Origin of the sequence: Actinocorallia libanotica, assembly GCF_039525175.1 — a bacterium.
Taxonomy (GTDB): domain Bacteria; phylum Actinomycetota; class Actinomycetes; order Streptosporangiales; family Streptosporangiaceae; genus Actinocorallia; species Actinocorallia libanotica.
This window is the reverse complement of sequence record NZ_BAAAHH010000005.1, coordinates 297963-320806: the sequence shown is the minus strand read 5'-3', so window position 1 is coordinate 320806 and position 22844 is coordinate 297963. Positions and strand designations below refer to the sequence as shown.

General features: G+C 66.6%; 24 protein-coding genes. 10 read left to right on the top strand and 14 right to left on the bottom strand.

Annotation, left to right across the window (positions count from 1 at the left end; all coding sequences use genetic code 11):
• The 4 genes from ABD140_RS09970 to ABD140_RS09955 all read right to left on the bottom strand — a co-directional run.
• The coding region (locus ABD140_RS09970) for a TcpE family conjugal transfer membrane protein (protein ID WP_344239136.1) at positions 1 to 2312 on the bottom strand (2312 nt) is incomplete at its 3' end.
• Between the two features lie 27 nt (positions 2313 to 2339).
• Positions 2340 to 2621: a hypothetical protein gene (locus tag ABD140_RS09965; protein ID WP_425544097.1), complete on the bottom strand. Its 282-nt coding sequence runs from the start codon at positions 2619 to 2621 to the stop codon at positions 2340 to 2342.
• Between the two features lie 16 nt (positions 2622 to 2637).
• Positions 2638 to 3579 (bottom strand): conjugal transfer protein, encoded by a 942-nt coding sequence (locus ABD140_RS09960; protein ID WP_344239134.1) that lies wholly within the window; start codon positions 3577 to 3579, stop codon positions 2638 to 2640.
• A gap of 378 nt (positions 3580 to 3957) precedes the next feature.
• Complete coding sequence (locus tag ABD140_RS09955; RefSeq protein WP_344239132.1) at positions 3958 to 4500, bottom strand: hypothetical protein; 543 nt, start codon at positions 4498 to 4500, stop codon at positions 3958 to 3960.
• A gap of 199 nt (positions 4501 to 4699) precedes the next feature.
• Between ABD140_RS09955 and ABD140_RS09950 the strand changes: the two genes are divergently transcribed.
• Genes ABD140_RS09950 through ABD140_RS09940 form a run of 3 tightly spaced genes read left to right on the top strand, consistent with a single transcriptional unit; the run spans position 4700 to position 7490 of the window.
• A complete protein-coding gene (locus ABD140_RS09950; protein ID WP_344239130.1) occupies positions 4700 to 5653 on the top strand; it encodes a hypothetical protein in 954 nt (317 codons plus the stop codon).
• Complete coding sequence (locus ABD140_RS09945; RefSeq protein ID WP_344239128.1) at positions 5650 to 6828, top strand: sensor histidine kinase; 1179 nt, start codon at positions 5650 to 5652, stop codon at positions 6826 to 6828. The genes ABD140_RS09950 and ABD140_RS09945 overlap by 4 nt, the downstream gene beginning before the upstream one ends.
• Positions 6825 to 7490 carry a response regulator gene (locus tag ABD140_RS09940; protein WP_344239126.1) on the top strand — a complete coding sequence of 222 codons (666 nt, stop codon included), beginning with the start codon at positions 6825 to 6827 and terminating at the stop codon, positions 7488 to 7490. The genes ABD140_RS09945 and ABD140_RS09940 overlap by 4 nt, the downstream gene beginning before the upstream one ends.
• 187 nt (positions 7491 to 7677) lie before the next feature.
• Here the strand turns inward: ABD140_RS09940 and ABD140_RS09935 are convergent, their stop codons facing one another.
• Positions 7678 to 8844, bottom strand: a complete 1167-nt coding sequence (locus tag ABD140_RS09935) for a tyrosine-type recombinase/integrase (RefSeq protein ID WP_344239124.1) — start codon at positions 8842 to 8844, stop codon at positions 7678 to 7680.
• Complete coding sequence (locus ABD140_RS09930; RefSeq protein WP_344239122.1) at positions 8845 to 9417, bottom strand: hypothetical protein; 573 nt, start codon at positions 9415 to 9417, stop codon at positions 8845 to 8847. It abuts the gene before it with no gap.
• 165 nt (positions 9418 to 9582) lie between these two features.
• On the opposite strand from ABD140_RS09930, the gene ABD140_RS40085 reads away from it, so the two are divergent.
• The 3 genes from ABD140_RS40085 (at position 9583) to ABD140_RS09920 (ending at position 12318) form a co-directional block, all read left to right on the top strand.
• Positions 9583 to 9774, top strand: coding sequence for a helix-turn-helix domain-containing protein (locus tag ABD140_RS40085; protein ID WP_425544092.1), 192 nt, complete (start codon positions 9583 to 9585; stop codon positions 9772 to 9774).
• Between the two features lie 10 nt (positions 9775 to 9784).
• Complete coding sequence (locus ABD140_RS09925; protein ID WP_344239120.1) at positions 9785 to 11386, top strand: MarR family transcriptional regulator; 1602 nt, start codon at positions 9785 to 9787, stop codon at positions 11384 to 11386.
• Between the two features lie 299 nt (positions 11387 to 11685).
• The gene (locus tag ABD140_RS09920; RefSeq protein WP_344239118.1) at positions 11686 to 12318 is read left to right on the top strand and encodes a hypothetical protein; all 633 of its coding nucleotides are present in this window, start codon (positions 11686 to 11688) and stop codon (positions 12316 to 12318) included.
• On the opposite strand, the gene ABD140_RS09915 is transcribed toward ABD140_RS09920, so the two are convergent.
• The 6 genes from ABD140_RS09915 to ABD140_RS09890 all read right to left on the bottom strand — a co-directional run bounded on the left by ABD140_RS09915 (position 12295) and on the right by ABD140_RS09890 (position 17198).
• Entirely contained in the window at positions 12295 to 12603 is a 309-nt protein-coding gene (locus tag ABD140_RS09915) for a hypothetical protein (protein ID WP_344239116.1), read from the bottom strand. The genes ABD140_RS09920 and ABD140_RS09915 overlap by 24 nt on opposite strands.
• Before the next feature lie 232 nt (positions 12604 to 12835).
• A complete protein-coding gene (locus tag ABD140_RS09910) occupies positions 12836 to 13039 on the bottom strand; it encodes a hypothetical protein (protein ID WP_344239114.1) in 204 nt (67 codons plus the stop codon).
• Positions 13040 to 13074: 35 nt separating this feature from the next.
• A complete protein-coding gene (locus ABD140_RS09905; RefSeq protein WP_344239112.1) occupies positions 13075 to 13995 on the bottom strand; it encodes a helix-turn-helix domain-containing protein in 921 nt (306 codons plus the stop codon).
• Positions 13996 to 14511: a DUF6879 family protein gene (locus tag ABD140_RS09900; protein ID WP_344239110.1), complete on the bottom strand. Its 516-nt coding sequence runs from the start codon at positions 14509 to 14511 to the stop codon at positions 13996 to 13998.
• Between the two features lie 627 nt (positions 14512 to 15138).
• Positions 15139 to 16218, bottom strand: coding sequence for a redox-regulated ATPase YchF (gene ychF, locus ABD140_RS09895; protein ID WP_344239108.1), 1080 nt, complete (start codon positions 16216 to 16218; stop codon positions 15139 to 15141).
• Between the two features lie 11 nt (positions 16219 to 16229).
• Complete coding sequence (locus ABD140_RS09890; RefSeq protein ID WP_344239106.1) at positions 16230 to 17198, bottom strand: alpha/beta hydrolase; 969 nt, start codon at positions 17196 to 17198, stop codon at positions 16230 to 16232.
• Positions 17199 to 17290: 92 nt separating this feature from the next.
• On the opposite strand from ABD140_RS09890, the gene ABD140_RS09885 reads away from it, so the two are divergent.
• Entirely contained in the window at positions 17291 to 18562 is a 1272-nt protein-coding gene (locus tag ABD140_RS09885; RefSeq protein ID WP_344239105.1) for a DNA recombination protein RmuC, read from the top strand.
• Entirely contained in the window at positions 18563 to 19093 is a 531-nt protein-coding gene (locus ABD140_RS09880; protein WP_344239103.1) for a DUF6542 domain-containing protein, read from the top strand.
• 48 nt (positions 19094 to 19141) lie between these two features.
• On the opposite strand, the gene ABD140_RS09875 is transcribed toward ABD140_RS09880, so the two are convergent.
• Positions 19142 to 20110, bottom strand: a complete 969-nt coding sequence (locus tag ABD140_RS09875; protein WP_344239101.1) for a 4-hydroxy-3-methylbut-2-enyl diphosphate reductase — start codon at positions 20108 to 20110, stop codon at positions 19142 to 19144.
• A gap of 199 nt (positions 20111 to 20309) precedes the next feature.
• Between ABD140_RS09875 and ABD140_RS09870 the strand changes: the two genes are divergently transcribed.
• Positions 20310 to 21074 carry a DUF8129 domain-containing protein gene (locus ABD140_RS09870; protein WP_344239099.1) on the top strand — a complete coding sequence of 255 codons (765 nt, stop codon included), beginning with the start codon at positions 20310 to 20312 and terminating at the stop codon, positions 21072 to 21074.
• 116 nt (positions 21075 to 21190) lie between these two features.
• Positions 21191 to 21784, top strand: a complete 594-nt coding sequence (locus tag ABD140_RS09865; protein ID WP_344239097.1) for a DUF1707 SHOCT-like domain-containing protein — start codon at positions 21191 to 21193, stop codon at positions 21782 to 21784.
• On the opposite strand, the gene glpX is transcribed toward ABD140_RS09865, so the two are convergent.
• Complete coding sequence (gene glpX, locus ABD140_RS09860) at positions 21762 to 22784, bottom strand: class II fructose-bisphosphatase (protein WP_344239095.1); 1023 nt, start codon at positions 22782 to 22784, stop codon at positions 21762 to 21764. The two genes, ABD140_RS09865 and glpX, sit on opposite strands and share 23 nt — an antisense overlap.
• Positions 22785 to 22844 lie beyond the last annotated feature (60 nt).

Below are 22844 nucleotides of genomic sequence, written 5' to 3'. Positions count from 1 at the left end.
GGTTCAGCCTCGGGCTCTTCCGGGCTCTCGGGACGGGGGGCCTGCGCGGCGGCCGCGCCGAACGATCCCGGGATCTGCGGGATGCCGGGCGCGGTGGCGGGTGACGGTTCCGCCGCCGGACGGTCGGCGGGCTCCTCATCGGCCATGGCGGAGACGGGCTCCTCGTGCACGGCGGGCTCGTCCCCCTCCGGGACGGACGCGGACGGACCGGAGGAGACGGCCGGTGCTCCCTCGTCCACGAGCGTCGCGTCGCCTTCCTCGGAGGACGCCGCCTCCTCCTCGAACCGTCCGACGGGGTCTTCCCGCCGAACGGTCTCGTGGTCGTGCACCTCTTCCGCAGGCGCGGACTCTCCGGTTTCCGCGGATGCGGATTCTCCGGTCGGGGCTGTGTTCCCGACGCGGACGGTCTCCTCGGATGCGGGTTCTCCGGTCGGAGTGACGGTCTCGGTGCGGGCGGCCTCTTCGGCGCGTACGGCGTCTTCGATGCGGGCGGCGTACTTGAGGCGCTCGGCCTCTTCGGTGCGGGCCTCGGCTTCGGCGCGGGTCGCTTCTTCGGCCCGTGCGGCCTCCTGCAGTTCGGCGCGGGCGTCCTCCTCGGCGCGCTCCGCCTCCTGCGCGCGCACGGCGTCCTCGACCTGGGCCGCTTCCTGCAGCAGGGCCGACTCCTCCGCGCGGAGTTCCCGTTCCGCTCCGGCGACCGGCACGGCCTCCCAGACGTCCTCGTCCGCCGAGCGTCTCGTGCGCGCGGGGTTCTCGATCCGGGTTTCCTCCGTGGAGGCGGGGTCCACGGCAGGCGCCGTCTCCCGAGCACGACCAGCATCCATCACGGACGCATCCTCGCTCACCGGAGCACCGTCCCGGCCCCGAACAGCGTCTTGCGCCCGAGTGTCCTCCGTGGCGGGAGTCGTCTCCCGGCCCTGGTCGGCGCTCGTCACCGTCGTGTCTTCGGCCGGAACGGCGTCCTTCGCTCCGGTGCCTTCCGCGGCGGGAGGCTCCTCCCGGACGTGGTCGGCGGTCGCCGCGGGCACGGCCGGAACGGCGGCCTTCACTTCGGCGGCCTCTGCGGTGGAGGGGACTTCGGAAGTGGAGGGAGCCTCGGGGAAGGAGGAGGCTTCGGGGGCGGAGGAGGCTTCGGGGGCGGAGACGGGCTCGTCGCCGCGGGTCGTGGCCTCGGCGGCGTTCCAGGCGTGTTCGGCCCGGTGTTCGCGGAGCGTGTCCTGGATGCGGGCGGTGTCCTCGGCGCGGGTCGCCTCCCGGGCGGGGGCGGAGTCGCGGAGGCGGGCGGACTGCTCGGCCGGGGTGAGGCGGTCCGCGGGGGGCGGGGTCTGCGGGCGGGGGCGGCGGCGTGCCGCCTCCCTGGCGCGGGCCTCCTCCTGCGTGCGGGCGGCCTCTTCGGCGCGGGCCGCGGCGGCCGCCTGGCGGATCGCGGCGGCGTCGAAGGTGGTGCGGACGGCGTGGGTGGGGGTGCCGCCGGTCTCCTCGACGCCGGCGGGGCGCCAGTACTCGACCTCCTCGCCGGGGCGGCGGATGCCGGAGATGAGGGCGCGGCGCACGGGCGCCTCGGGGCGGGGGGCGGGCGCCGGCTCCTCCTCGACCTCGATGACGCCGATCTCGACGTCCTCGGGCTCGGCGGCGGGGGCCGGCTCGTCCGGCGGAACGGCCTCGGGCGCCACGGACTCGGTGCGCAGCGGCTCGGACGGCAGGTCGAGGGTGGTGTCGGGGACCGGCATGCGCTCTGCGGGTTCGGGGGCGGGCACGTGCTGGGCGCTCATCTGCGCCTGCATGCGGGCGACGGCGCCCTGGTGGGCGGCCGCGTAGTCGGCGGCGTACTCCGACAGCGGCTGGGGGGCGGAGGCGGTGGCGGGTGTCGGCGCACTCGCGGCCTGCTGCGGGCGGGCGGGCACCGCCACCTCGGTGAGCGCGTCCAGCGACGGGGTCAGCTGGCGGGGCGAGCGCCACACCCTGGCGACGACCACGACGTCGAGCGGTTCGCGGATCGGCGTGAGGCGGCACCAGGTGCGGGGCTCGCTGAGGTAGCGCGCCTGCGACTGCAGCAGCTCGTTGAGCCGCTTGCCCTCGATGACGGGACGGGTCGCCAGCCAGGCGACGACGCCGGGCGGCACGAGGTAGAGCACGTGCCACGGCGCGCCGAACGGCACGCCGAGGAACTGGAGGAGGACGATCCAGGGAAGGAACGAACCCGCGTACACCCCGATCGTGACCAGCGGAAGCGGCATCGGCAACCGCAGGTCATACAGCTTGTACAGCCGTTTCTCGATACGCCAGACATTGGTGTATGTGGGCAGATCCATACGCCGCTCCCCTCGCCGCCGCCGACCTCAGTCCAGGTCTATGCCCAGCGCTCTGGCGATGGACGTGGCCGTCACCTCGATGATGTTGGGCACGTAGAAGATGATCCCGATGCCGATGGCGAGCAGGATGAACTGCGCGAACCTCGTGATCTCCCGGGTGAAGAGAAAGAACAGCGCGACGATCGAGACGATGACCAGGAACAGCGGACCGAAGAGGTTCCGCAGCCAGGTCGCCAGGTCCTCGGTGTTCAGGTCGCCGGGCGCGGCCAGCGTCTCCACCGGAAGGACCGCCGCCAGATGGTGGAACAGCACTACAACCTCATTTCTAGGACCCGGCCCGCACAGCGCCGCGGATCGAGCGAACATTCCACTGGTCGCTCTTCTTCACCACGACGAGTTCGTAGGTCTGCTCCAGCTGACCTTCCGTCCCGCGAGGCTGGGTCGGGGGGACCTTCCACATCACGGTCGCGGTGACCGTGCGTTCGTCTGAATCACCGGGCGGGGCGTTCACCTCGCGGATCTCGCCGAAGTTCACCGCTGTTCCCAGGCCGGTGATCCCGCCGCCCGCGGTGAAGCGCTGCAGGTTCACCGCGTCGCTGTTGCCGTACGCCTGGAAGAAGCCGCTCAGGTCCGTCTTCAGCTGGGACTCCAGCGCCTCGTCGCGCTCCCCGCCGCCGTCCTGCGGCAGCTGCGCCTTCTTCGGGGCCTCCAGCAGCGCGGGCTTGTCGGAGATGACGAACGCGCCGTCCCGGGTGTACACCGGCACCGCCAGCGTGATCCAGCGCGCCCCGGTCTGGGCCACGATGTTGACGAGCGCGTTGTTGTCGTCCTTCACGTCGACCGACAGCACCTCGATGCGCTGCGCCGACAGCTGGCCCAGACCGTTCCAACCGAACTGCGCGTCCGCGCCCTCGGGCAGGAAGTGCGCCAGCTCCGCCTGGCGTCCGTTGGAGGAGTTCTCGTCGTAGTTGAGGTAGACCTGCGCGAACTGCAGCGCGTACGCCGACGCCTGGGTCCGCGGGAAGCGCGGCTCCCCGTTCTCGGTCTGGCCACCGGTCGCCGGCGGCCGCTCGGTGAAGCGCTCGAACGGCGCGCGGATCCCGTTCACCACGACGACCAGGACGAACGCCCACAGCAGCGTCCGGCCGACCCAGATCCACCAGCGGCCGCCGCCACCGCCCCACTTCTTCTTGGGAGCCTTGGGCTCCTCGTCCCACGGCTCGTCGAGCGCAGCAGGACCCTCGTCCACAGCCGACCTGCGAGCCATCAACGCCTCCGCCTATGCGCCTCGCCCCCGCCGGCGCGCCTGTTCCGTCATGTGGCACCAAGCGTAGCCACGAGAGGCAATTGTTCCAGCGACTCACCAAGATGCCCAGTCTCGGCGCGCGGATGTGCATGTCGCACTACCCACACGCACACCCCCAGTCCTCATCAGACACACCAGAACACCAACGCTCTCCCCCATGCCCGCCGTTTCCTCGGACACACATCCCGAATCCAGCGTTTTCCACACATTTCCCGGCGCTCACCAGGAAGCAACCCATAACGACTTCGCTATGTCCCCGTTTGCTCCGGAATGCACCTTTCTGGACCACGCAGAACGGCACCGCTCCACGAGGTGTGGAGCGGTGCCGTCCTTCCATGTTCAGGAAGCCGTGCCGCCCAGCGCCACGAGACCCGCGGAGACCACCGCGTAGGCCAGCAGCGACGCGCCCATCAACGGTCCCACATAACGGCTCGCGGTCACGTCGCTACGGCGCAGGAACCTGCCGAGCAGGACGAGCCCCGCGCACTGCAGCAGGCCGAAGACGCCGATGCTCGCGTCGTCGAGCAGGAAGGCCAGCGGAAGGAAGTGCGCCCCCACGACGAGCGCGACCCACCACGCCATCCACCGGTCGGCGCCCCGCCGCGCCAGTACGGCGCAGCCCGCTCCCGCGGCCGCCACCTCGACGGCCACCAGCACCCCGAACCAGTGGTAGCGGTCGGCGAGCGCGGTCTCCCCCGCCCAGTGCCGCGCGGTCAGCACCCCGAACCCCGCCGCCAGCGCGATGCCCGCCACCGAGCCGAGCCCGAGCCACTTGCGCCACGCCGCGGGCGGATCCTCCTGCGCCCACCCCAGCCACACCACGACCATCAGCCCGAACCACGCGACGGTGAAGGTCTGGTCCCGCACGAATTCACTCAGCACAAAAACCCCTGCCCTCACACCCGAAAACTGCTCCAACCAGACTTTCCAGTCTTTCACCCCGAACCAAGGACATCACCGACTCCGTCGAACGGCGGCCGCCGCCTCGACGGCACCCCGGTCCGACACCGCGACCCAGGTCGCGGGGAAGGCGACCTGAGGATGACCCGCGGTCGTGCGCCCCGAGGACAGGGTGGAGGGCATGACCTTGAAGAACACGACGACCAGCCGGCCCGCGGGCGATGGGAAGCCGACCTCCTTCCTGCAGCGCTCCGCCCCGATCGCGGCCGCGTGCTCCGCCGTTCCGGCTCTCGCCGCCTCCGCTCTCGCCCTGTGGAGCGGGCCGGGCGCGGACTACGCCGAGATCTTTCCTCCCCCATGGCTCGGGACCGTCGGAGTGGTCCTCCTCGCCGTCGCGCTGCTGACCCGCGCGACGGGTCGGGAAGCGGTCGCGCACGCGGCGGCGTGGACATCGTCCGCCGTTCTCCTCGGCGCTTCCGGCGGCGTGCTGCTGGATGCGTTCCGGGGCTTCTTCGCCGTCACGGGAATCCCGGCCGGGACCTTCTCGGAGATCGATCTCCCCGGTGCCATCGCGCGGGCGGCGGCACTGATCGCCTCCTTCACCGCCGTCCAGCTCGCCCGGCGGATCCGGGCCGAGACCGGCAGCGCACGAGGCGTCGCCTCCGGCCGCCGGCACCGGCGGCTGCGGACACTCGGGCTCCTGCTCTGCGTCCCCTATCCCCTGCTGAAGCTCGCCTGGTGGGCTCAGGGCGACGAAAGCGCCTACGCCGTCGGCTTCCCCGTGATGGAGATCGTCCTGTTCGGCGCCGCCGCGGTCGGCATCATCGTGCTCACCGCGCCGTCGATACGCGTGTTCCCCCGCGGCCTGGTCGCGGCCGCCGGGTGGAGCGCCGCGTTCGCGTTGCTGAGCATGGGCGCGCTGATGGTGTTCGGCGTGCTGGCGCAGGTCACGCACCTCGCGGCCGCGACGCTCACGTTCGACGACGGTGACAGGACCGTGCTCGTGATGGGGGTGTACGGGACCTGGCTGCTGCTCGGCGCGACCCTCGCGGCCGCTACGGTGCGGTACGAGGAGGGCGTTCCGGCGGCTCCGGACGGCGACCGCATGATCGACGCAAAGGGAAGGCGGGGATGACGGAAGCGAGCGTGCACCGCTGGCGCTTCCTCCTGCTCGTCGCGGGATCGGCCCTCTTCCTGCTGCCGTCGACGATGGCCGTCGCCCTGGTCTCGCTCCCCCTCGCCGCCGGGATCACGGTCTCGATCGCCGCCGCGGCGTCCCATGCCGCCCTGCTCGCCCTGCGCCGCGCACCCACGATCGCCCTGCTGGCGATCACCGCGACAACGGCGGTGCAAGCCCTCGTCACCGGACTGTTCGTCCTTCTCCCGTCCACCGCGCTCGTCCTCGTGGCGCTCCACGGCGCCTCCGCGCGCGGCGATCGCAGGGTGGCGATCGCCGCGGCCGTGCTCGGACCGGTCGCCGCCGCGTTCCGGTACGCCGCCGATCCCGCGATCGTCGGCGGCGGGTTCGGCCCCGCCCCGTGGCTGCTGGCGGTCCTCCTCCTGGCCGTGTGCGCGGTCGCCGTCGCGACGGGGACGCTCCGACGCTCCGAGCTGCGGGTGACGCGCCTGGTCGCGACGCAGCTGGAGCTGGAGGAGCGCGATCGCGCGCACCGCGAAGAAGCCGCCGCCGCCGCCGAACGGGCAAGGATCTCCCGGGACCTGCACGACGTCCTCGCCCATTCGCTCACGGTGATCGTCGGGCAGGCCAGGGTCGCCCGGTTCGACCCGGACGGCGCGGAGGGCGCTCTGGACGTCATCGAGGACACCGCCCGGGAATCGCTGCGCGACCTCCGGGTCACGCTCCGCACGTTGAGAGGCGGCGGTCCGGAGGCGGACCTGCACCGCCCTCCGACGCTCGCGGACCTCCCGGGCCTGGCCGCGCGGATGCAGGACCTGGGCCTGCAGGTGCGGCGCCGGACGACCGGGACGCCGCGGGTGCTGGGCCCGGCCGCCGAGTCGGCGATGCATCGCTTCGTGCAGGAGGGGCTCACCAACGCCCTGCGCCACGGCGAAGGCGTGCTCGACTGGGAGCAGCGCTGGTGCGAGGATCGGATCATGATCCGCCTGCACAACGCAGTGCCGTCGCCGCCCCGGTCGACGCCAGGATCCGGGTTGGGCCTGTCCGGGATGCGAGAGCGCCTGGAGAGCGTCGGCGGGAGTCTGCGGGTCGAACGGACGACCGGTTTCGCCGTGTGCGCGTCCGTGCCCTATCCGTCCCAAGCGGTCGCCGACGCCCGGGACGCCCTGTGATCCGCGTGCTCGTCGCCGATGACCAGGACCTGGTCCGTGCCGGGATCGTGGCGACCGTGAACGCCCAGGACGGGCTGACGGTCGTCGCCGAGGCGGCGGACGGCGCACAGGCGGTCGGCGCCGCCGCCACGTGGGCCCCCGACGTGATCCTGATGGACATCCGCATGCCCGGAACGGACGGCCTTGAGGCGACCCGGCGGATCCTCGCCGCGGCTCCCTCCGCACGGATCCTCGTGCTCACGACCTTCGACGCGGATGAGCTCGTGCATGCGGCGCTGGCCGCCGGAGCGTGCGGCTACCTCGTCAAGGACGCCCCGATCGACGAGCTCGCCACCGCGGTCCGCGCGGCCGGCCGCGGGGACGCCGTGCTCTCCCCCGCCATCACCGCCCGCGTGGTGGCGCGGCTCCTCGCACACCCGCCGGCCGATCCTCTCTCCGACGCACGGCCTCCCGCGGCTGACCTCCTCACCGACCGGGAGCTCGAGATCGTCCGCCTGATAGCCGACGGCCTCAGCAACATCGAGATCGCCCGCATCGTGTACCTGTCCGAGGCGACCGTGAAGACGCACGTGGGCCGCGTTCTCACCAAGCTCGCACTCCGTGATCGCGTGCAGGTCGCCGTGTGGGCTCATCGCGCCGGCCTGGCCCGGCGGCCCGGCTGAGCGCCACCGGCCGGCACCGGGACCCACGCGCGGCGCCCATGACCGGGAGTCCCCGGACGCCGGACCCGGCTACACGTTGAAGCGGAACTTCTAGCACTTGCATCTCTTCCCTGGTCAAGCCGTAGATTTCAGGCTTAACAGCTACGTAGGTCACCACGAAGTCACCACCGGTCAGAGCAGGTCACCACTAGGCGACTGCACGTAGGCCCGGCTGCTGAGGGCGAAGGGCTTGCTGCATGATGAGACGACACCGTTCCGGAGCATCCGTCATCAGATGGCCATAGGTGTCAGCCGTCACCTTGATGGAGCGGTGCCCGAGCCACCGGGAGACCTCCAGCAGCGGGACACCACCAGCTAGGGCAGTAGAGGCGTAGAAGTGCCTGAGGCTGTGAGGCGTGTACCCCTTCGACTCCAGCCCTGCCGCCCTCAGTGCCTTCTTCCAGTGGTAACCGAACGTTGAAGCGGTCGGCATGTACCCCTTGCCCCGCTCCTTGGGAGAGAAGAGGACCTCCACACCTTCTACCGTCACGGTCCCCCACTCTTCGACGTACGCCGTGATCTCCTCATCGAGGAACGGAGGGATCGGAACGTCCCGGTACTCCTCAGCCGTCCGGTGTTTGAGCGGAACGAGACGAGTACGGCATCCCTCTTGGTTCGCCTTGGAGCTGACCTGACGTCTGATTCTGAGGAACCCCTCACGTTGGCACTCAGCCGAGAACCCCAGAGCCTCACTGACTCGAAGACCAGCACCCGCCATGAGCCACACGGTCAGCTTGTACTGAGCGGACATCCCCTCAGCGATCGCGTTGACCTCTTCCAGGGTCGGAATCTTGTCAGGGTCTACGGCGACAGGAGGTGCCTTGAGCGGCTTCACCGCATCACAGGGGCTCTCCGGGATGCGCTTCTCCTTCACCGCTGCGGACATCATCGAACGCAGACAGTTCAGCCGATCGTTGACCGTCGTAGCAGCCAGCCCTGACGCGAGCATGTCCGCCTGAAGCTTCTTCACGTCAGCCGCCGTGACGCCAAGGAGCGTCTTGCGTCCCATGGACGGAACGAGGTGGTTGTCGATGAAGCCTTGGTAGTTACGTCGCGTCGCTTCCTTCACGACGTGCCGAGAGAGCCAGTCACTAGCCCACGTCCGCACCAGGACCTTGCCCCGCTCCGGGTCGAGGTAGAGACCAGCGTTCTTGTCATACTCGACCTTGGTAGCGAAGGCCTCCGCATCCTTCTTCAGCCGGAACGACTTCTCACGCTTCGCGCCCTGCCGCCCTCCTGGCTCTCGGTACCGCACTGTCCACGGGTGCGCACACTTCGATGCCGTGCACCCGCACTTCTTGATGACACTTGCCACTCATGCCCTCTGTTCGTGTTCGTCGATCATCTTCATCGCTTTGAAGGTCAGTTCTCCACCGGGGAACCCTTCCGTTGCCTCGGTGAGCAAACCCTTCTCCCTGGCCAACCGAACCCAGTTGGCTGCAAGGCGTCGCTCTACGCCACACGCCTCCGCTAGCTGCTGGACCGGGTTAGGTGCGTGCCAGTGGTGGTTCAGCCAGACGTAAGCCCATGCCACCGCTAGGAAGAAGGCATCGGAACGTCCCTTCCGTCCCGGCTTCGGGTCAGCCTCCACAGCAGCTCTGATGCGTTGCACTGGCCTCTCGAAGTGGACCTCCCGATCCTGCTGAAAGGCACTGTCTGCCCGCTGCTCAGCCTCGGCTTCTCCTCTCAGCTGCGTGAGTGTCTGGGCCAGCGGGATAGCTCGAAGGGTGCCGGTAGTGATCCCCCGGTTCACCTCTACCGGGTCCGCCTCAGGGTGCGGAGTGATCCGAACCTCCTTCGGCCCTCCTCCGCTGTCGCCCGGAGGCCAGAGCATCTCCACCAGCCACGCACCGACACGGTGGCTCACCACCTTCGCTTGGTTGTCCATGAGCACCAGCGTACGTCATAGATGAGCGGCTTGGAAGCCTAAACATTAACGGGTTGACATAGAGCACATGAAACTTGAGAGACTGAAGCCCGGCGGCCCACAGGGTGCCTGACCAGCCGGTTTGGCGACTGGTCCGCTACTTACCAACTGAACAGTGGAGATCACATGAGCGACAACACACGGCCCACCAGCCGCCTTCTCAACGTGGAAGAGGTGTCCAACTACCTGGGTGTGCGAACTAGTTGGATCTATGACAACTGGAAAGCGGAGGGCATCCCTTTTCTCCGAATAGGGGGTCAGCTCCGAGCCCGTTATGCGGACCTGGAGCGCTGGCTTGACAGCCAGCAAGCAGCATAAATATCCATGAATGAAAACATTACAACCAGCAGAAACCTATAAGAGAAAGCCCAAGACCTTAAAGGGCTTGGGCTATTTTCCCGCCCGAGGCGAGATAAATATGAACCAAATTGAAGATAATGTGCTAGCCCTAGCTAGAGCCGTTGTGAAGCAGGGCGGCAAAGCCTTGCTCATCGATAGCGATAACCAACCGAAGGGTTGGGTACCCATAGAAGACGCTGTGTCTTCAGGTATGGCTTTCGCTGTAGACCCCCGGACAGGAGTAGTCGCACTAGATCTAGACAGCCCTGAGCTAGTCACTGAGGGACTCAAGGTAAAGGACTGGGCGGAAAGCCTCCTAGGAGCTGGGACAGTCCTTACAGCCTCAGGCAGAGAAGAGCATAGGCATCTGTGGGTCATTCTCCCCGAAGAGATGAGCGAAGAGGACTTCAGAGAAGCTCTCGGAGCTAACTACCCCGGGATACCGGGGGATGCCGTTAGACACACTCAGGCAACTAGACCTCCTCTGTCTCCCCACAGGTGGGGTCTCCCTGTAAGCCTTATAGACCCTCCTACCGTCGCCGAAGCACTCAGCAGGCTCTCGCCTAATGGCACTCCTTCCGAAAAGGAAGAAGCCAAGCAGCTACCGCCTAAGTTTGCTCGACTTATGAGAGAGGGAGATACAGAAGGCAAGCGCGACACAAGGCACGGGGCAGAGATGGCTATTGCCATCGCTGCCGTAGTTACCGGCTTCTCTAGAGACTGGTATGTCGGAGAGAGCCTTGATCCGACTAACAGAGGTTTCGCTAAGACTCAGGAGATCGAATATCTCAAGGGACACAGAGCAGCTATAGACCATGCCGGTAGGACCTATGACAAAGCCGTTCTCTACGTCAAGGAAAACAACGTAACCCTAGGCTTCGACTCCGAAAAGTTCTCTCAGAGCATCGCTGCCTATCGGGCAGCAGTAGAGGCAGCTACCTTCAAGAAGGCTACAGATAGGGATGTACTTCTAGCCCTCATCGGGCTAGGGGAAGAACATGAGTCATACTCTCCTATGGCTGCCATCAGAGAGCTGCATCTCAGGTCCGGTAGAAGCAAAGGGACTATAAGCGCCGCACTCAAGCGGCTTGTAGACCAAGGATGGATCACCAGAGACAAGGCAGTCGAAAAGACTGCCTCCTACAGGTTCAACCTAGGTAAGTGTGACAGAACTAGTACATATTCAACTCATGGGGGGACAGAGACGGTATGTACTAAAAACGTCACACATCCTGTGTTCACCTCTCCTAAGGCTCTAGGAGGTAGAGCCTCTGAGATCTGGGCCAAGATGCCCAGAGAGCATGTGTCCATGGCTGAGGCAGTGAAGCTGACCGGACTCAAGTCACACCAACTCCGGAGAGCCCTCAAGACGCTCACAGACTTCGAGCTAGCCGAAGTGGAGAAGGGCACAGGCCCTAAGGGTGGTGACAGGTACCGATGCCTAGACGTGAGTCGAGAGCACCTAGACGGCATCGCTGAGGAGCTGGGCCTAGCTGAGGACCACCGCCTCAAGGAGGAACGGGTAAACCGCGAGAGAGACGCCTACAAGGCCCTAGGAAGCACTAGGAGCCCTCTAACCCAGGGTAGATAGCCAGGAAGCCCACCAAAGCCCTCTATGGGCTTCTCAGAGCCGTACAGAGGCATTAGAAGACAGGGGACCCCCGGCGTAAAGCCGGGGGCCTTCTTGTGTTCCGGGAAGGACCTTCTTCTGCATCCGATGCCTCTTCCCATGGGCTACTCCCCAAAAGTCCCCAAGATTCCCCTATATCCTTTATCTCCTTGACTTAGCTATCTAGCACCCAGAATGCCCCCAACAGACCTCTTATCCGCTATACCAACCCGATCTAGATCATTTGGAACTCAGGCGCACCGCAGAAAGTCTCAAAGGACATGACGGATACGAATTCTTCAGCAAGCCACCAAGACGGGTTGTCATCCAACGCCCCTCAAGCCAACAACAGGAACCAGTTGGCAACCCTGAAAGATAGAACTATTCCAGCCGCCATAATCTCCCTAATTGGAGTACTCCTATCGGCAGCCATTTCCCTTGGGGGAATAATCTTCAGCCTGAGATTCACCAGCTCCCACTCTAAAGAAATCCATAAGGTCCAAGTGGAAATTGAGGAGAAAAGAATAGAAAGAGAAAAGAGAGAGAAAATCTACTCGACCTTTATACGGGAAGCTGTAAAATGCCACGACACTCTCTCGGGCCTAGCAAGTGCCTCTCAAGAAAAAAGGACACCTCTTCATTATGGATACCCAGAGGAATGTGATGGGTATCAGCAATCTCATAATGATATGGCTATTTATGCCAGTCCAGAGGCATGGTCTTATGCATATGCGATCGCTGGGGAAATGAGCAAAGCGCACACCTCTGCAATGACTGGAGAGATAGTTTCCAGCTGGGACATGAATATCGAAGTGCAGATTTTTCGCAACATCATGTGCGAGGACCTATCCCTAACCCTTCAGCAAGAGGAGTGCGACAGGTCAAATGTTTCAAGAACGGGCAGAAGAAGCTGATTCCACACTTTCAGAAACCAACTCCCAAGCCCTAGCAGTGAGCTTCACTCTGTCCGACTCGGAGAGCTTCGCACCCGGCTCGACACCATCCCGGTAAGCCAGGATGCGCGCTACATCATTCATCTGCCTCAGCCAGTACTCATAAGCCGTCTTCACTGGGTTAGGCCAGACGAGAAGCCTATGAAGAGTCGGGAAATCAAGCTCATGAGCAATCATGATTCCGAAGAGGTCATAGAAGGATGCTCTAGCTTTCTCAGTCGCCTCCTCAAGCTCTTTCTCCATCACTGCCTTACTCCACCTGGCCTCTTCGGATACAGAGCCTCTATGTCCCTCATAGCCCTCTCTAGGGCCTGAGGAGTCTCAGCAGTGACACACACTGCCTGTGTCGGTACCCAACAAGCACAGGCCCAAAAGACCCTGTGGTAATCACCGAAGAGAATTGTCCAGCCATACGACTTGGCTTCGATGGCTCTAGCCATCTCCTTGCTTGCTGCGATCTTCTGAGAGAGAGGCATCATCACGGGTACCTCTTGCAGAAGATGACATAGACAATCCGCTCAGCAGCGGACTCCACATGCCTCACAGGAGCAATAGAGAGACCGCCGGACCAAACAAAGAACGGTTCGCCTTCTTCGAGCGAATCAGAGACATTTTGAATATGCACGCCGGCTTGCATATCCGGCAAATGCAGGAATGGTGCTTCTTCGTCCAGCTCGACCAAGCTGGTTTGCAGCCCTCTGAGCCTTAGAGACTGCCTCAACCTCTCAAGATGCTCTGTTGCCATAGCTGAGAAGCTACGTGCCTCCTCACAGGGAGGCTAGGACTATTCCCGTACTCGAATAAACTGCTCTGCCGGTAGGACTCAGCCCAGCTATGCAAGTGCCTTCTAGCCTCTTCGTCGAAGGAGGCAATCCCCTCGTAGAGGCTAAACAGGGACAGGTGAAAGTCAATGTCCTTCGGGTCTCTCATGATGACTGCACCGCTAAAGGTCTCTGCTGTAGCCAGAGCAGCGTCATAGACCGTAAACGTGTTCAGAGGTCCTCTAGGTGAGACAGTGCCCAGAGGAATAACTCCTAGTCGGATGTTTGGCATCCGAGATAGAGAGATGAGTCGGTCAACCTGAATAGCCATCTGCGGAGCAGGGCAGAGAGCCCACTTGATAGCAGCCTCAGTCAGGAGGAAGACAAACGTCTTCGACTCATCATAGAGAGCCTCCTGCCTCTCTATCTTCTTGGCTACCGCCCTAGAGACATCACCTGGAACATGAGAGAGGCTAGCCTTGATGTATTCGGGAGTGCTCAGGAGAGAGGTAATCATTGAAGGCAGGAAGAACCTAATAACCTTCGCTGTCTTCTCTAGTCCCGATAGCTCATCCTGCTTCTTCTCAACACCTTTGCGATAGAGAGAGCGGACATCCTGAAACTCTGTGTTGGCAAGTCGAGCAAGAGCAGAGACTTCTCTAACCATCTCCTGAGGAGCCTCTAGAGCCCTCAGGATTCTCTCTACGTCAACAACAGAAGGGACTATCTTCCCTGTCTCAATCTTAGAGACCTTACTTTGGCTCATTGCGCATAGGGAGGCTAGGCGTTGGCCTGTGTAGCCCTTCGCCTTGCGTAGTGCCTTCAGGGTCTCCGCTAGGTCTTCTTTCTTTCTGCCTAGCTGTTCCGGGTCTAGCATCTAGCCTTGCCAGAACTCCCGGAAAGGAACAGCCCCCTCAAGGGCGATATCCCTATACCTGAGGTAATCCTCAATAGGAGGATTCTCGACTAGCTCTCTGCCTATCTGAGTACCGTCAGGACGGTAGAGCATCCTTACGACTTGCTTATCGTCGAAGAGGTAGAAGTCATGGTCTGGCAATCCCGGATTAGGCTTGCCTGTGAGATCGAGTATGCGGATATCTTCACCGGCTCTCACACTGTGCCGGTAGTACCAATCAAACTCGAATCGGAGATACTCGCTAAGAGGTTGAGTGACGACATGCACTCTTCCGATGGAGCGACCGCTAGAGATGAAACCTCTAACCCGTTTCATCCAAGGAGTCTCGATATCGTCAGGGAGCCTCTCCCCTGACCTGTAACGCCTAAGGTTCTCTTCCTCCTGAGGCATTGTGTAGACAGGGTGAATCTCCAAGCGCCACGCATAGCGCTTGAAGGTGTCGAAGAACCTTTGCCACTCGTCAGTTTCCAAGAGCACGGGCAGCCTCAAGAAGTACCGAGATCGGAATACGGGCAACCACTTCGCCCGAAGGGGTAGAGATGTCGCTCTGGTGATATCCCTGAACGTCGATCATTCCCGGCTCTCCTTCGACCAGAGCCACCGACGGGCAATCATTCTCTCCGCAGTCTCCCCCAGCAATAATCTTTCCGATTTCCCGCATGACTGCCTCTCGCTCGTCGGTGTCGTTGGCAGTGACGCTAGATCTCTATTCCTTGATCGTCAACGCTGATTCCAAATATTCCCCAGTAGGAATATCTACCATGGAGTAACTTATGCTGCGAACCCCCAGGGCGTACAGAGGGACGCTAGGCCCTCCCGGCGGGGTCCCAAATGAGCGATATGGGGATTACCCCAGGGGTGTCGCTTGCACCGCCCTGAAGGCTTCTGAGTCCTGGAGGGGCGTTGGCTCGTTGCCGCTCTCTATCTTCGACAGGCAGAAGCCCTACGTCAGGGACAGGAACAGGGTCACCACCGAGTCACCACAGTGCCCAGGGACAGACAGAAACAGCCCGGACCACTCCGAAAAGTGTCCGGGCTGCCTAGGCTCTGACCTGCTTGTTTGTTCTTCTTGAGCTGTAGTGGTATAAGCGGGCGCTTCTCACCTCAGACGTTGAAGCGGAACTCCACGACGTCGCCGTCCTGCATGATGTAGTCCTTGCCCTCCATGCGGGCCTTGCCGGCGGCGCGGGCGGCGGGGATGGAGCCCTCGGCCACCAGGTCGGCGAAGGAGACGATCTCGGCCTTGATGAAGCCGCGCTGGAAGTCGGTGTGGATGACGCCGGCGGCCTCGGGGGCGGTGGCGCCCTTGGGAATCGTCCAGGCGCGGGCCTCCTTGGGGCCGGCCGTGAGGTAGGTCTGCAGGCCCAGGGTGTCGAAGCCGACGCGCACCAGCTGGGCGAGGCCGGACTCCTCCTGGCCCATGGACTGCAGCAGCTCCAGCGCCTCGTCGTCGGGGAGCTCGATCAGCTCGGACTCGATCTTGGCGGAGAGGAAGACCGCCTGGGCGGGGGCGACCAGGTCCGCGAGCCGGGCGCGCAGCGCCTCGTCGACCAGTTCGTCCTCGTCCAGGTTGAAGACGTAGATGAACGGCTTGGCCGTCAGCAGGTGCAGCTCGCGCAGCAGGGCCAGGTCGGCGCCGGAGGCGTAGGCCGTCACGCCCTCGTTCAGCTTGGCCTGGACGGCCTTGACCGCCTCCAGGACGAGCGGGGCGTCCTTGTCCTTCTTGAGCTTGACCTCCTTCTCCAGCCGGGGCAGGGCCCGCTCGACGGTCTGGAGGTCGGCCAGGATCAGCTCGGTGTTGATCGTCTCGATGTCGCGCAGCGGGTCGGTCTCGCCGTCGACGTGGGTGACGTCGGGATCGTTGAACGCCCGGATCACCTGGCAGATCGCGTCGGTGTCCCGGATGTTGGCCAGGAACTTGTTGCCCAGGCCCTGGCCCTCGGAGGCGCCCTTGACGATGCCGGCGATGTCCACGAACTCGACCGTCGCGGGCAGGATGCGGGCCGAGCCGAACACCTCGGCCAGCTTGCCCAGGCGGGGGTCGGGCACACCGACCACGCCGACATTCGGCTCGATGGTGGCGAACGGGTAGTTCGCGGCCAGCGCGTCGTTCTTGGTCAGGGCGTTGAAGAGCGTGGACTTGCCGACGTTCGGCAGGCCGACGATCCCGATCGAAAGGCTCACGTTCCAGGAGTTTAGTGCTCAGCCGGGGTGAGGAACTCGCCGATCCGCCGCAGGGCGGCCTTGGCCTCGGGTACGAAGTCGGCGAAGACCGGGAAGACGTGGACCTGGCCGATCCACTCGTGGTGCACCACCGCCACCCCGGCCGAGGCGGCGAGCCCGGCCACGAGCCGCGCGTCGTCCCGGAGGATCTCGGTGGTGCTGGAGATCAGCAGCAGCGGCGGGAAGCCCGTGTAGTCGCCGCGCACGGGGTCGAAGAGCGGGTCGTCGTCGGCGGCCCCGGCGCAGAAGCGCCCGCCCAGCCAGGCGAGCTTCGCCGCGGGCAGGAGGTCGTCGCTCAGCTCGTTGGAGCGGTGGGAGCCGGCCGTGCAGCGCAGGTCCGCCCAGGGCGAGAGCGCCACGACGGCGCCCGGGAGCGGGGCGCCGCGCCGCTTGAGGGCGTGGACCAGGCCGAGTGCGAGGTGGCCGCCCGCCGAGTCCCCGGCGACGGTGATGTCCTGCGGCCGGTGCCCGCGGGCCAGCAGGGCGTCGTAGACCAGCAGCGCGTCGGTGAGGGCGTCCGCGGGGGTGTGCTCGGGCGCGAGCCGGTAGTCGACCATGAGGACGGGACGGCGGGTGGCCGCCGACAGCCGCCACGAGAAGCCCCGGTAGAGCGCGGGGCCGCCGAAGACGTAGGCGCCCCCGTGCAGGTAGAGGATCACCCGCTTGTCGTCCGGGCTGCCCGCCCTGACCCAGGTGGCGGAGAAGAGCCCGAAGTCCTCCTGCTCGACCTGTACGCCGGGCGGCGTCCGCAGCGCGCGGCTCGCCAGCTCCACCTTCCGGCGCAGCCGCCGCAGCCCGTCCGGCGTGTCGGGGGTGCCCGCCCACGTCCGCTTGCCGCCCAGCCGCACGGCCAGGCCCGTCAGCCTGGCGCGGCGGGACGGCGGGGTGTCGGGACGCAGCGCCAACGCCTCGTGGAAGGCGCGCTCGAAGGCTTCGCTCATAGTGCGCAGTCTCGCCGCACGGGACGGATCACACAACCGCCGTGCCGCGTCGTGAAAGGGCTTCGGCGCCTTTCCGTGCGACGATCGTGGGCATGAGCGCGGCGCTGCTGACCGGACTGGTGATCGGGGTGGTCCTGGGGTACGCCCTGGCCATGGCCCGCCAGTCCTCGCTCATCGCCCGCGCCAGGGCCGCCGAGGACAAGCTCGCGTACGCCGAGCAGCGGATGAGCGAGCAGTTCGCGGCGCTGTCGGCGCAGGCGCTCGACGCCTCCAACCAGCGCTTCCTGGAGCTGGCCGACGCCCGGCTGCGGGCGGCGGGCGCCGAGGCCGCGGGCGAGCTGGAGCAGCGCAAGCAGGCGGTCGAGCATCTCGTCGAGCCGCTGAAGGAGACACTGGGCCGCGTCCAGGAGCAGCTGCGCGAGCTGGAGACCTCCCGCCGGGAGTCGCACGCGATGCTGGCCAAGCAGGTCGAGTTCGTCCGGCAGAGCTCCGAGCAGCTGCGCGAGCAGACGCACGGCCTGGTGCGGGCGCTGCAGCGCCCCGAGGCCCGCGGCCGCTGGGGCGAGCTGCAGCTGCGCCGGGTGGTGGAGCTGGCCGGGATGACCCCGCACTGCGACTTCTCCGAGCAGGCCAGTGCCCGCACGGCCGACGGCACCGTCCGGCCCGACCTGGTGGTCCGCCTCACCGAGGGGCGCACGATCGTGGTGGACTCCAAGGTCTCCCTCGCCGCCTACCTGGAGGCGGCCGAGGGCAAGGAGAAGCGGATGGAGGCGCACGCCCGGCACCTGCGTGAGCATGTGGACAGGCTGGCCGCCAAGTCCTACTGGCAGGCCTTCAGCCCCGCCCCGGAGTTCGTCGTGCTGTTCGTGCCCGGCGAGGCGTTCCTGGCGCCGGCCCTGGACCACGACCCGGGCCTGCTGGAGTACGCGATGGGCCGCAAGGTGCACATCGCCACCCCCACCACGCTGATCAGCATGCTGCGCACCGCCGCCTACACCTGGCAGCAGGCGGCGCTGTCGCGCAACGCCCGGCAGGTCTTCGACGCGGGCCGGGAGCTGTACGAGCGGCTGGGCGTGCTGGGCGGCCACCTGGACGACCTGGGCCGTGCCCTGTCGGGGGCGGTGCGCGGCTACAACCGCACGGTCGGCTCGCTGGAGAGCCGGGTCCTGGTCAGCGCCCGCAGGCTGAACGAGCTGGGCGTCACGGACGCCGTGCTGGAGGCGCCGCGACCCGTCGAGGAGGCGCCGCGCGCCCTGTCCGCGGCGGAGCTCCTCGGATCCGATACATCTCACCCCATGGACACCGACAAGGTAGGTTTCGCTGCGCGGCCCGTCTCCGGCCGGCCGAGCCCGGAGGACGACTAGATGACCACTCACACCGGTGAACGCAAGGCCGCTCGGACGGAGGAAGACGTGCAGCGGCGGCGGCAGAAGGGACGGCGGCAGAAGCGGTCGGCGCCAGCCCTCTCCCTGACCGCGCGCGGCGGGATCACCGCGGTCTTCGTGCTGAGCCTGGTCGGCGCCCTGCTGGACTTCTCCTTCGTGCCCGGCCTGGTCTTCGTCGCGGCCTGCGTGCTGGCGGCGCTGTTCACCAAGCCCGCCGACCTGCCGACGCTGGTGGTGGCGCCGCCGATGGTGTACTTCCTGGCGACGCTGACCGCCGAGCTGGCCGCGGCGCTGGGCGGCGGCTCGGTGTGGCGGAGCCTGTTCATCGCGGTGCCGCTGGAGCTGGGCGCCCGCGCGCCGTGGCTGCTGGCGGGCACCGCCGCCGCCTTCGCCATCGCCTGGCGGCGCGGGCTGCCGGAGGTGTGGCGGGAGATCAGCCTGAAGGCCTCGGGCTTCCGCCTCACCCAGGAGCGCCAGACCGAGGAGGACCCGGTCCGCTGGGACGACTGAGCCGCCGGCCTCCGTGGCGGGGCGCCGGCGGCCCGGTGCCGTGGCGGCTCAGGACGGGCGCGGGGCCCGCAGGTCCTGGCGCAGCTCGCGGGGCAGCCCGAAGATCATGTGCTCCTTGACCGTCTCGATCTCCTGGACGTCGGCGAAGCCGCGGGCGGCCAGGTGGTCCAGCACGCCGCGCACCAGGATGTCCGGGACGGAGGCGCCGCTGCTGATCCCGACGGTCTGCACGCCCTCCAGCCAGGCGTCGTCGATCTCCTCGGCATAGTCGACGAGGCGGGCGTCCTTGGCCCCGTAGTCCTTGGCCACCTCGACCAGGCGCACCGAGTTGGAGGAGTTGCGCGAGCCGACGACCAGCACCAGGTCGGCCTCGGCGGCGATCTCCTTGATCGCGGTCTGCCGGTTCTGGGTGGCGTAGCAGATGTCGTCGGACGGCGGGCTCTGCAGGGACGGGAAGCGCTCCTTCAGCGCGTCGACCGTCTCGGTGGTCTCGTCCACGGACAGGGTCGTCTGGGAGAGCCATACGATCTTTTCGGGGTCACGCACGGTAACGTTGGCGACGTCCTTGGGGCCGTCGACCAGCTGAATGTGCGCGGGGGCCTCACCGGTGGTACCGATCACTTCGGGGTGGCCCTGGTGCCCGATGAGCAGAATGTCGTAGTCGTCCTTGGCGAAGCGCACGGCCTCGCGGTGCACCTTGGTCACCAGCGGGCAGGTCGCGTCGATGGTGCGCAGCTTCAGCCGCTCGGCCTCCTCGTGCACGATCGGCGCCACGCCGTGCGCGGAGAAGACGACGATCGCGTCCTCGGGGACCTCGTCGTTCTCGTTCACGAAGATCGCGCCGAGTCCCTCCAGGGTCTTGACCACGTGGACGTTGTGGACGATCTGCTTGCGGACGTAGACGGGCGCGCCGTACTGCTCCAGCGCCTTCTCCACCGTCTGCACCGCGCGGTCCACGCCCGCGCAGTAACCACGTGGCTTGGCGAGCAGTACCCGGCGAGTGCTTGAAGAGGCCATGGTCACATTTTACGTTCCGTCACAGCGGTCGCGGTACCACCACTCGGATGTGACTCAATCCACCATTGGACTCCCCATATTTCCGTTCACTGGGGGTGACCATCCACGAACCCGTGCGGCACAGTGTTACTTACGCTTATTCCCACTCGCCCTACGAGACCAGACACGGTGCGTTGTCGCACGAAACAGGAGCTGAACGATGCCGCGTACCCCGCTAGAAGTGGGCAAGCAGGTACAGGAGGCGGTGAACGAGCAGGTCAGGGACCTGCCGCTTCACGCGGCGCGCCTGGCCATGTTCGGCGTGGGCCGGACGCTGCTGCTCACCGACCGAGTCACCAAGGACTACAAGGACCTCCGCGGCGGTGAGCTGCGGCCGGTTCTGGACAGGCTGCTGGGGGACGCCGAGCGGCTCACCCACAAGGTGGGTGCGCGCCTGGAGGGCACCCCGGTCGGCCGGGTGATCGAGCTCGTCGCGCCCAAGCCCGCGCCCGTCCCGGAGGAGACCCCGGTGGCGCGGCCGCCGCGCCCGGCCTCGAGCAACGGCTCGGGCGAGATCTCCGTGGGCAAGCCCGCCAAGCCCGCCAGCGCCAAGCCCGCGAGCGCCGCGACCGCCACCGTGCCGCCGCCCGCGCCGGCCCCGGAGGCCGACCGGGCCGAGCCCGTCCTGGCGCCCGAGCCGGTGCCGGCCGAGCCCGAGGAGCTCCCGGCCGAGACCCTGGAGATCATCGAGACGGTGGTCGAGGAGATCATCGAGCCCGCCCCGGTCGCCACCGCGCTCACCGAGGCCGACCTGCCCGTCCCCCGCTACGGGGAGCTCACCCACGCCTCGCTGCGCGCGCGGCTGCGCAAGCTGACCGCCGAGCAGGTGGAGATGCTGCGCGAGTACGAGTCGGCGCACGCCGCCCGCCCCGAGCTCATCACGATGTACGACAACCGGCTGGCCAAGCTCGCCCAGCAGGACTGAGCCGCTCCCTCCGGGAGCGGCGCCCAGGCCCCGCCCGTCCGTCCCCGCCTCACCGCGGCCGGGCGGGGCGGGGCCTTTCACGTGCGATGGCGGCATGGGCGCATTATCGTCGAGACGTGGATTCCGAACGGCCTGTGCCCGTCCGCGACATGCGGGCCTCCGACGCCGACCGCGAGCGCGTCGCCGAACTCCTTCACGAGGCCGTGACCGACGGGCGGCTCACCCTGGAGGAGCACGCCGAGCGGATCGAGGCGGTGTACCGGGCGCGCACGCTCGGCGAGCTGACCGCCTTCACCCGCGACCTGCTGCCCGCCGAGCAGCAGCCGTTCAAGGTCGACGCGCAGAACCTCGTGGCGCTCTTCGGCTCCCAGCGGCGGGAGGGCCGGTGGGTGGTGCCGGCCAGGCTGCCGGTCGCCGCCCTGTTCGGCACCGTCGAGCTCGACCTGCGCCAGGCGATCCTGCAGCGCAGGCACATCACCCTGGACGTGAGCGCGCTGTGCGGGCGGCTGCGGCTGATCGTCCCGGAGGGGGTGGAGGTCCGGGTCACCGGGCGGGCGGTGCTCAGCACCGCCCGCGACGGCAGGCGCCAGGACCTGCCGCAGGAGGGACCGCTCGTGGAGGTGACCGGCACCCTCCTGCTGGGCTCGGTGAAGGTGGTCAGGCCCAGGCGGCCCTGGCGCGCCTCGCTCAGACGGGGCCGTCGAAGTTGATCGCCGAGTAGGCGCGCAGCTTGGCCAGCCGGTGCTCGCCGTCGACCTGGCGGATGGTGCCGCTGCGGCCGCGCATGACCAGCGAGTGGGTGGTGGCCAGGCCCTTGACGTAGCGCACGCCCTGGACCAGCTCGCCGTCGGTGATGCCGGTCGCGGCGAAGAACACGTCGTCGGAGCTGACGAGGTCGTCGGTGGTCAGCACCCGGTCGAGGTCGTGGCCGGCGTCGATGGCCTTCTGCCGCTCGGCGTCGTCCTGCGGCCACAGCTTGGCCTGGATGACCCCGCCCAGGCAGCGCATGGCGCAGGCGGCGATGATGCCCTCGGGCGTGCCGCCGATGCCCAGCAGCAGGTCGACGCCGGTGCCCTCGCGGGCCGCCATGATCGCGCCCGCCACGTCGCCGTCGCGGATGAACTTGATGCGGGCGCCGGACTCGCGGATCTCCTTGACGATGCCCTCGTGCCGGGGGCGGTCGAGGATCATCACGGTGACGTCCTGCACGGACGAGCCCTTGGCCTTGGCCACGGCGCGGATGTTGTCGCCGATGGGGCGCTCGATGTCCACGGCGTCGGCGGCCTCGGCCCCGGTGACCAGCTTCTCCATGTAGAAGACCGCGGACGGGTCGTACATGGAGTGGCGGGGCGCGACCGCGAGCACGGCGATGGCGTTGGGCATGCCCATGGCGTTGAGGGTCGTGCCGTCGATCGGGTCGACCGCCACGTCGCACTCGGCGCCGGTGCCGTCGCCGACCTGCTCGCCGTTGTAGAGCATCGGGGCGTTGTCCTTCTCGCCCTCGCCGATCACCACCACGCCCTGCATGGAGACGGTGTTGATCAGTTGGCGCATCGCGTTGACGGCGGCGCCGTCGGCACCGATCTTGTCGCCTCGGCCGACCCAGCGGGCCGCGGCGAGCGCGGCCGCCTCGGTCACCCGGACGAGTTCCATCGCGAGGTTGCGATCAGGCGCCTCCGGCGCAGTGGTCAACGGCGAGTTCTCGGACATAACGCACCCTTCAGTCGAGGCGGGTTCTTCCGGATTCTCTGCTCCTGGAAGGTCATCTCA

Excerpts from the sequence above, each read along its gene's own strand:
- ABD140_RS09960 (WP_344239134.1), bottom strand. The coding sequence starts at position 3,579 with ATGGCTCGCAGGTCGGCTGTGGACGAGGGTCCTGCTGCGCTCGACGAG.
- ABD140_RS09950 (WP_344239130.1), top strand. The coding sequence starts at position 4,700 with ATGACCTTGAAGAACACGACGACCAGCCGGCCCGCGGGCGATGGGAAG.
- ABD140_RS09945 (WP_344239128.1), top strand. The coding sequence starts at position 5,650 with ATGACGGAAGCGAGCGTGCACCGCTGGCGCTTCCTCCTGCTCGTCGCG.
- ABD140_RS09930 (WP_344239122.1), bottom strand. The coding sequence starts at position 9,417 with ATGGACAACCAAGCGAAGGTGGTGAGCCACCGTGTCGGTGCGTGGCTG.
- ABD140_RS40085 (WP_425544092.1), top strand. The coding sequence starts at position 9,583 with ATGAGCGACAACACACGGCCCACCAGCCGCCTTCTCAACGTGGAAGAG.
- ABD140_RS09925 (WP_344239120.1), top strand. The coding sequence starts at position 9,785 with ATGAAAACATTACAACCAGCAGAAACCTATAAGAGAAAGCCCAAGACC.
- ABD140_RS09920 (WP_344239118.1), top strand. The coding sequence starts at position 11,686 with ATGACGGATACGAATTCTTCAGCAAGCCACCAAGACGGGTTGTCATCC.
- ABD140_RS09905 (WP_344239112.1), bottom strand. The coding sequence starts at position 13,995 with ATGCTAGACCCGGAACAGCTAGGCAGAAAGAAAGAAGACCTAGCGGAG.
- ABD140_RS09890 (WP_344239106.1), bottom strand. The coding sequence starts at position 17,198 with ATGAGCGAAGCCTTCGAGCGCGCCTTCCACGAGGCGTTGGCGCTGCGT.
- ABD140_RS09885 (WP_344239105.1), top strand. The coding sequence starts at position 17,291 with ATGAGCGCGGCGCTGCTGACCGGACTGGTGATCGGGGTGGTCCTGGGG.
- ABD140_RS09880 (WP_344239103.1), top strand. The coding sequence starts at position 18,563 with ATGACCACTCACACCGGTGAACGCAAGGCCGCTCGGACGGAGGAAGAC.
- ABD140_RS09875 (WP_344239101.1), bottom strand. The coding sequence starts at position 20,110 with ATGGCCTCTTCAAGCACTCGCCGGGTACTGCTCGCCAAGCCACGTGGT.
- ABD140_RS09870 (WP_344239099.1), top strand. The coding sequence starts at position 20,310 with ATGCCGCGTACCCCGCTAGAAGTGGGCAAGCAGGTACAGGAGGCGGTG.
- glpX (WP_344239095.1), bottom strand. The coding sequence starts at position 22,784 with ATGTCCGAGAACTCGCCGTTGACCACTGCGCCGGAGGCGCCTGATCGC.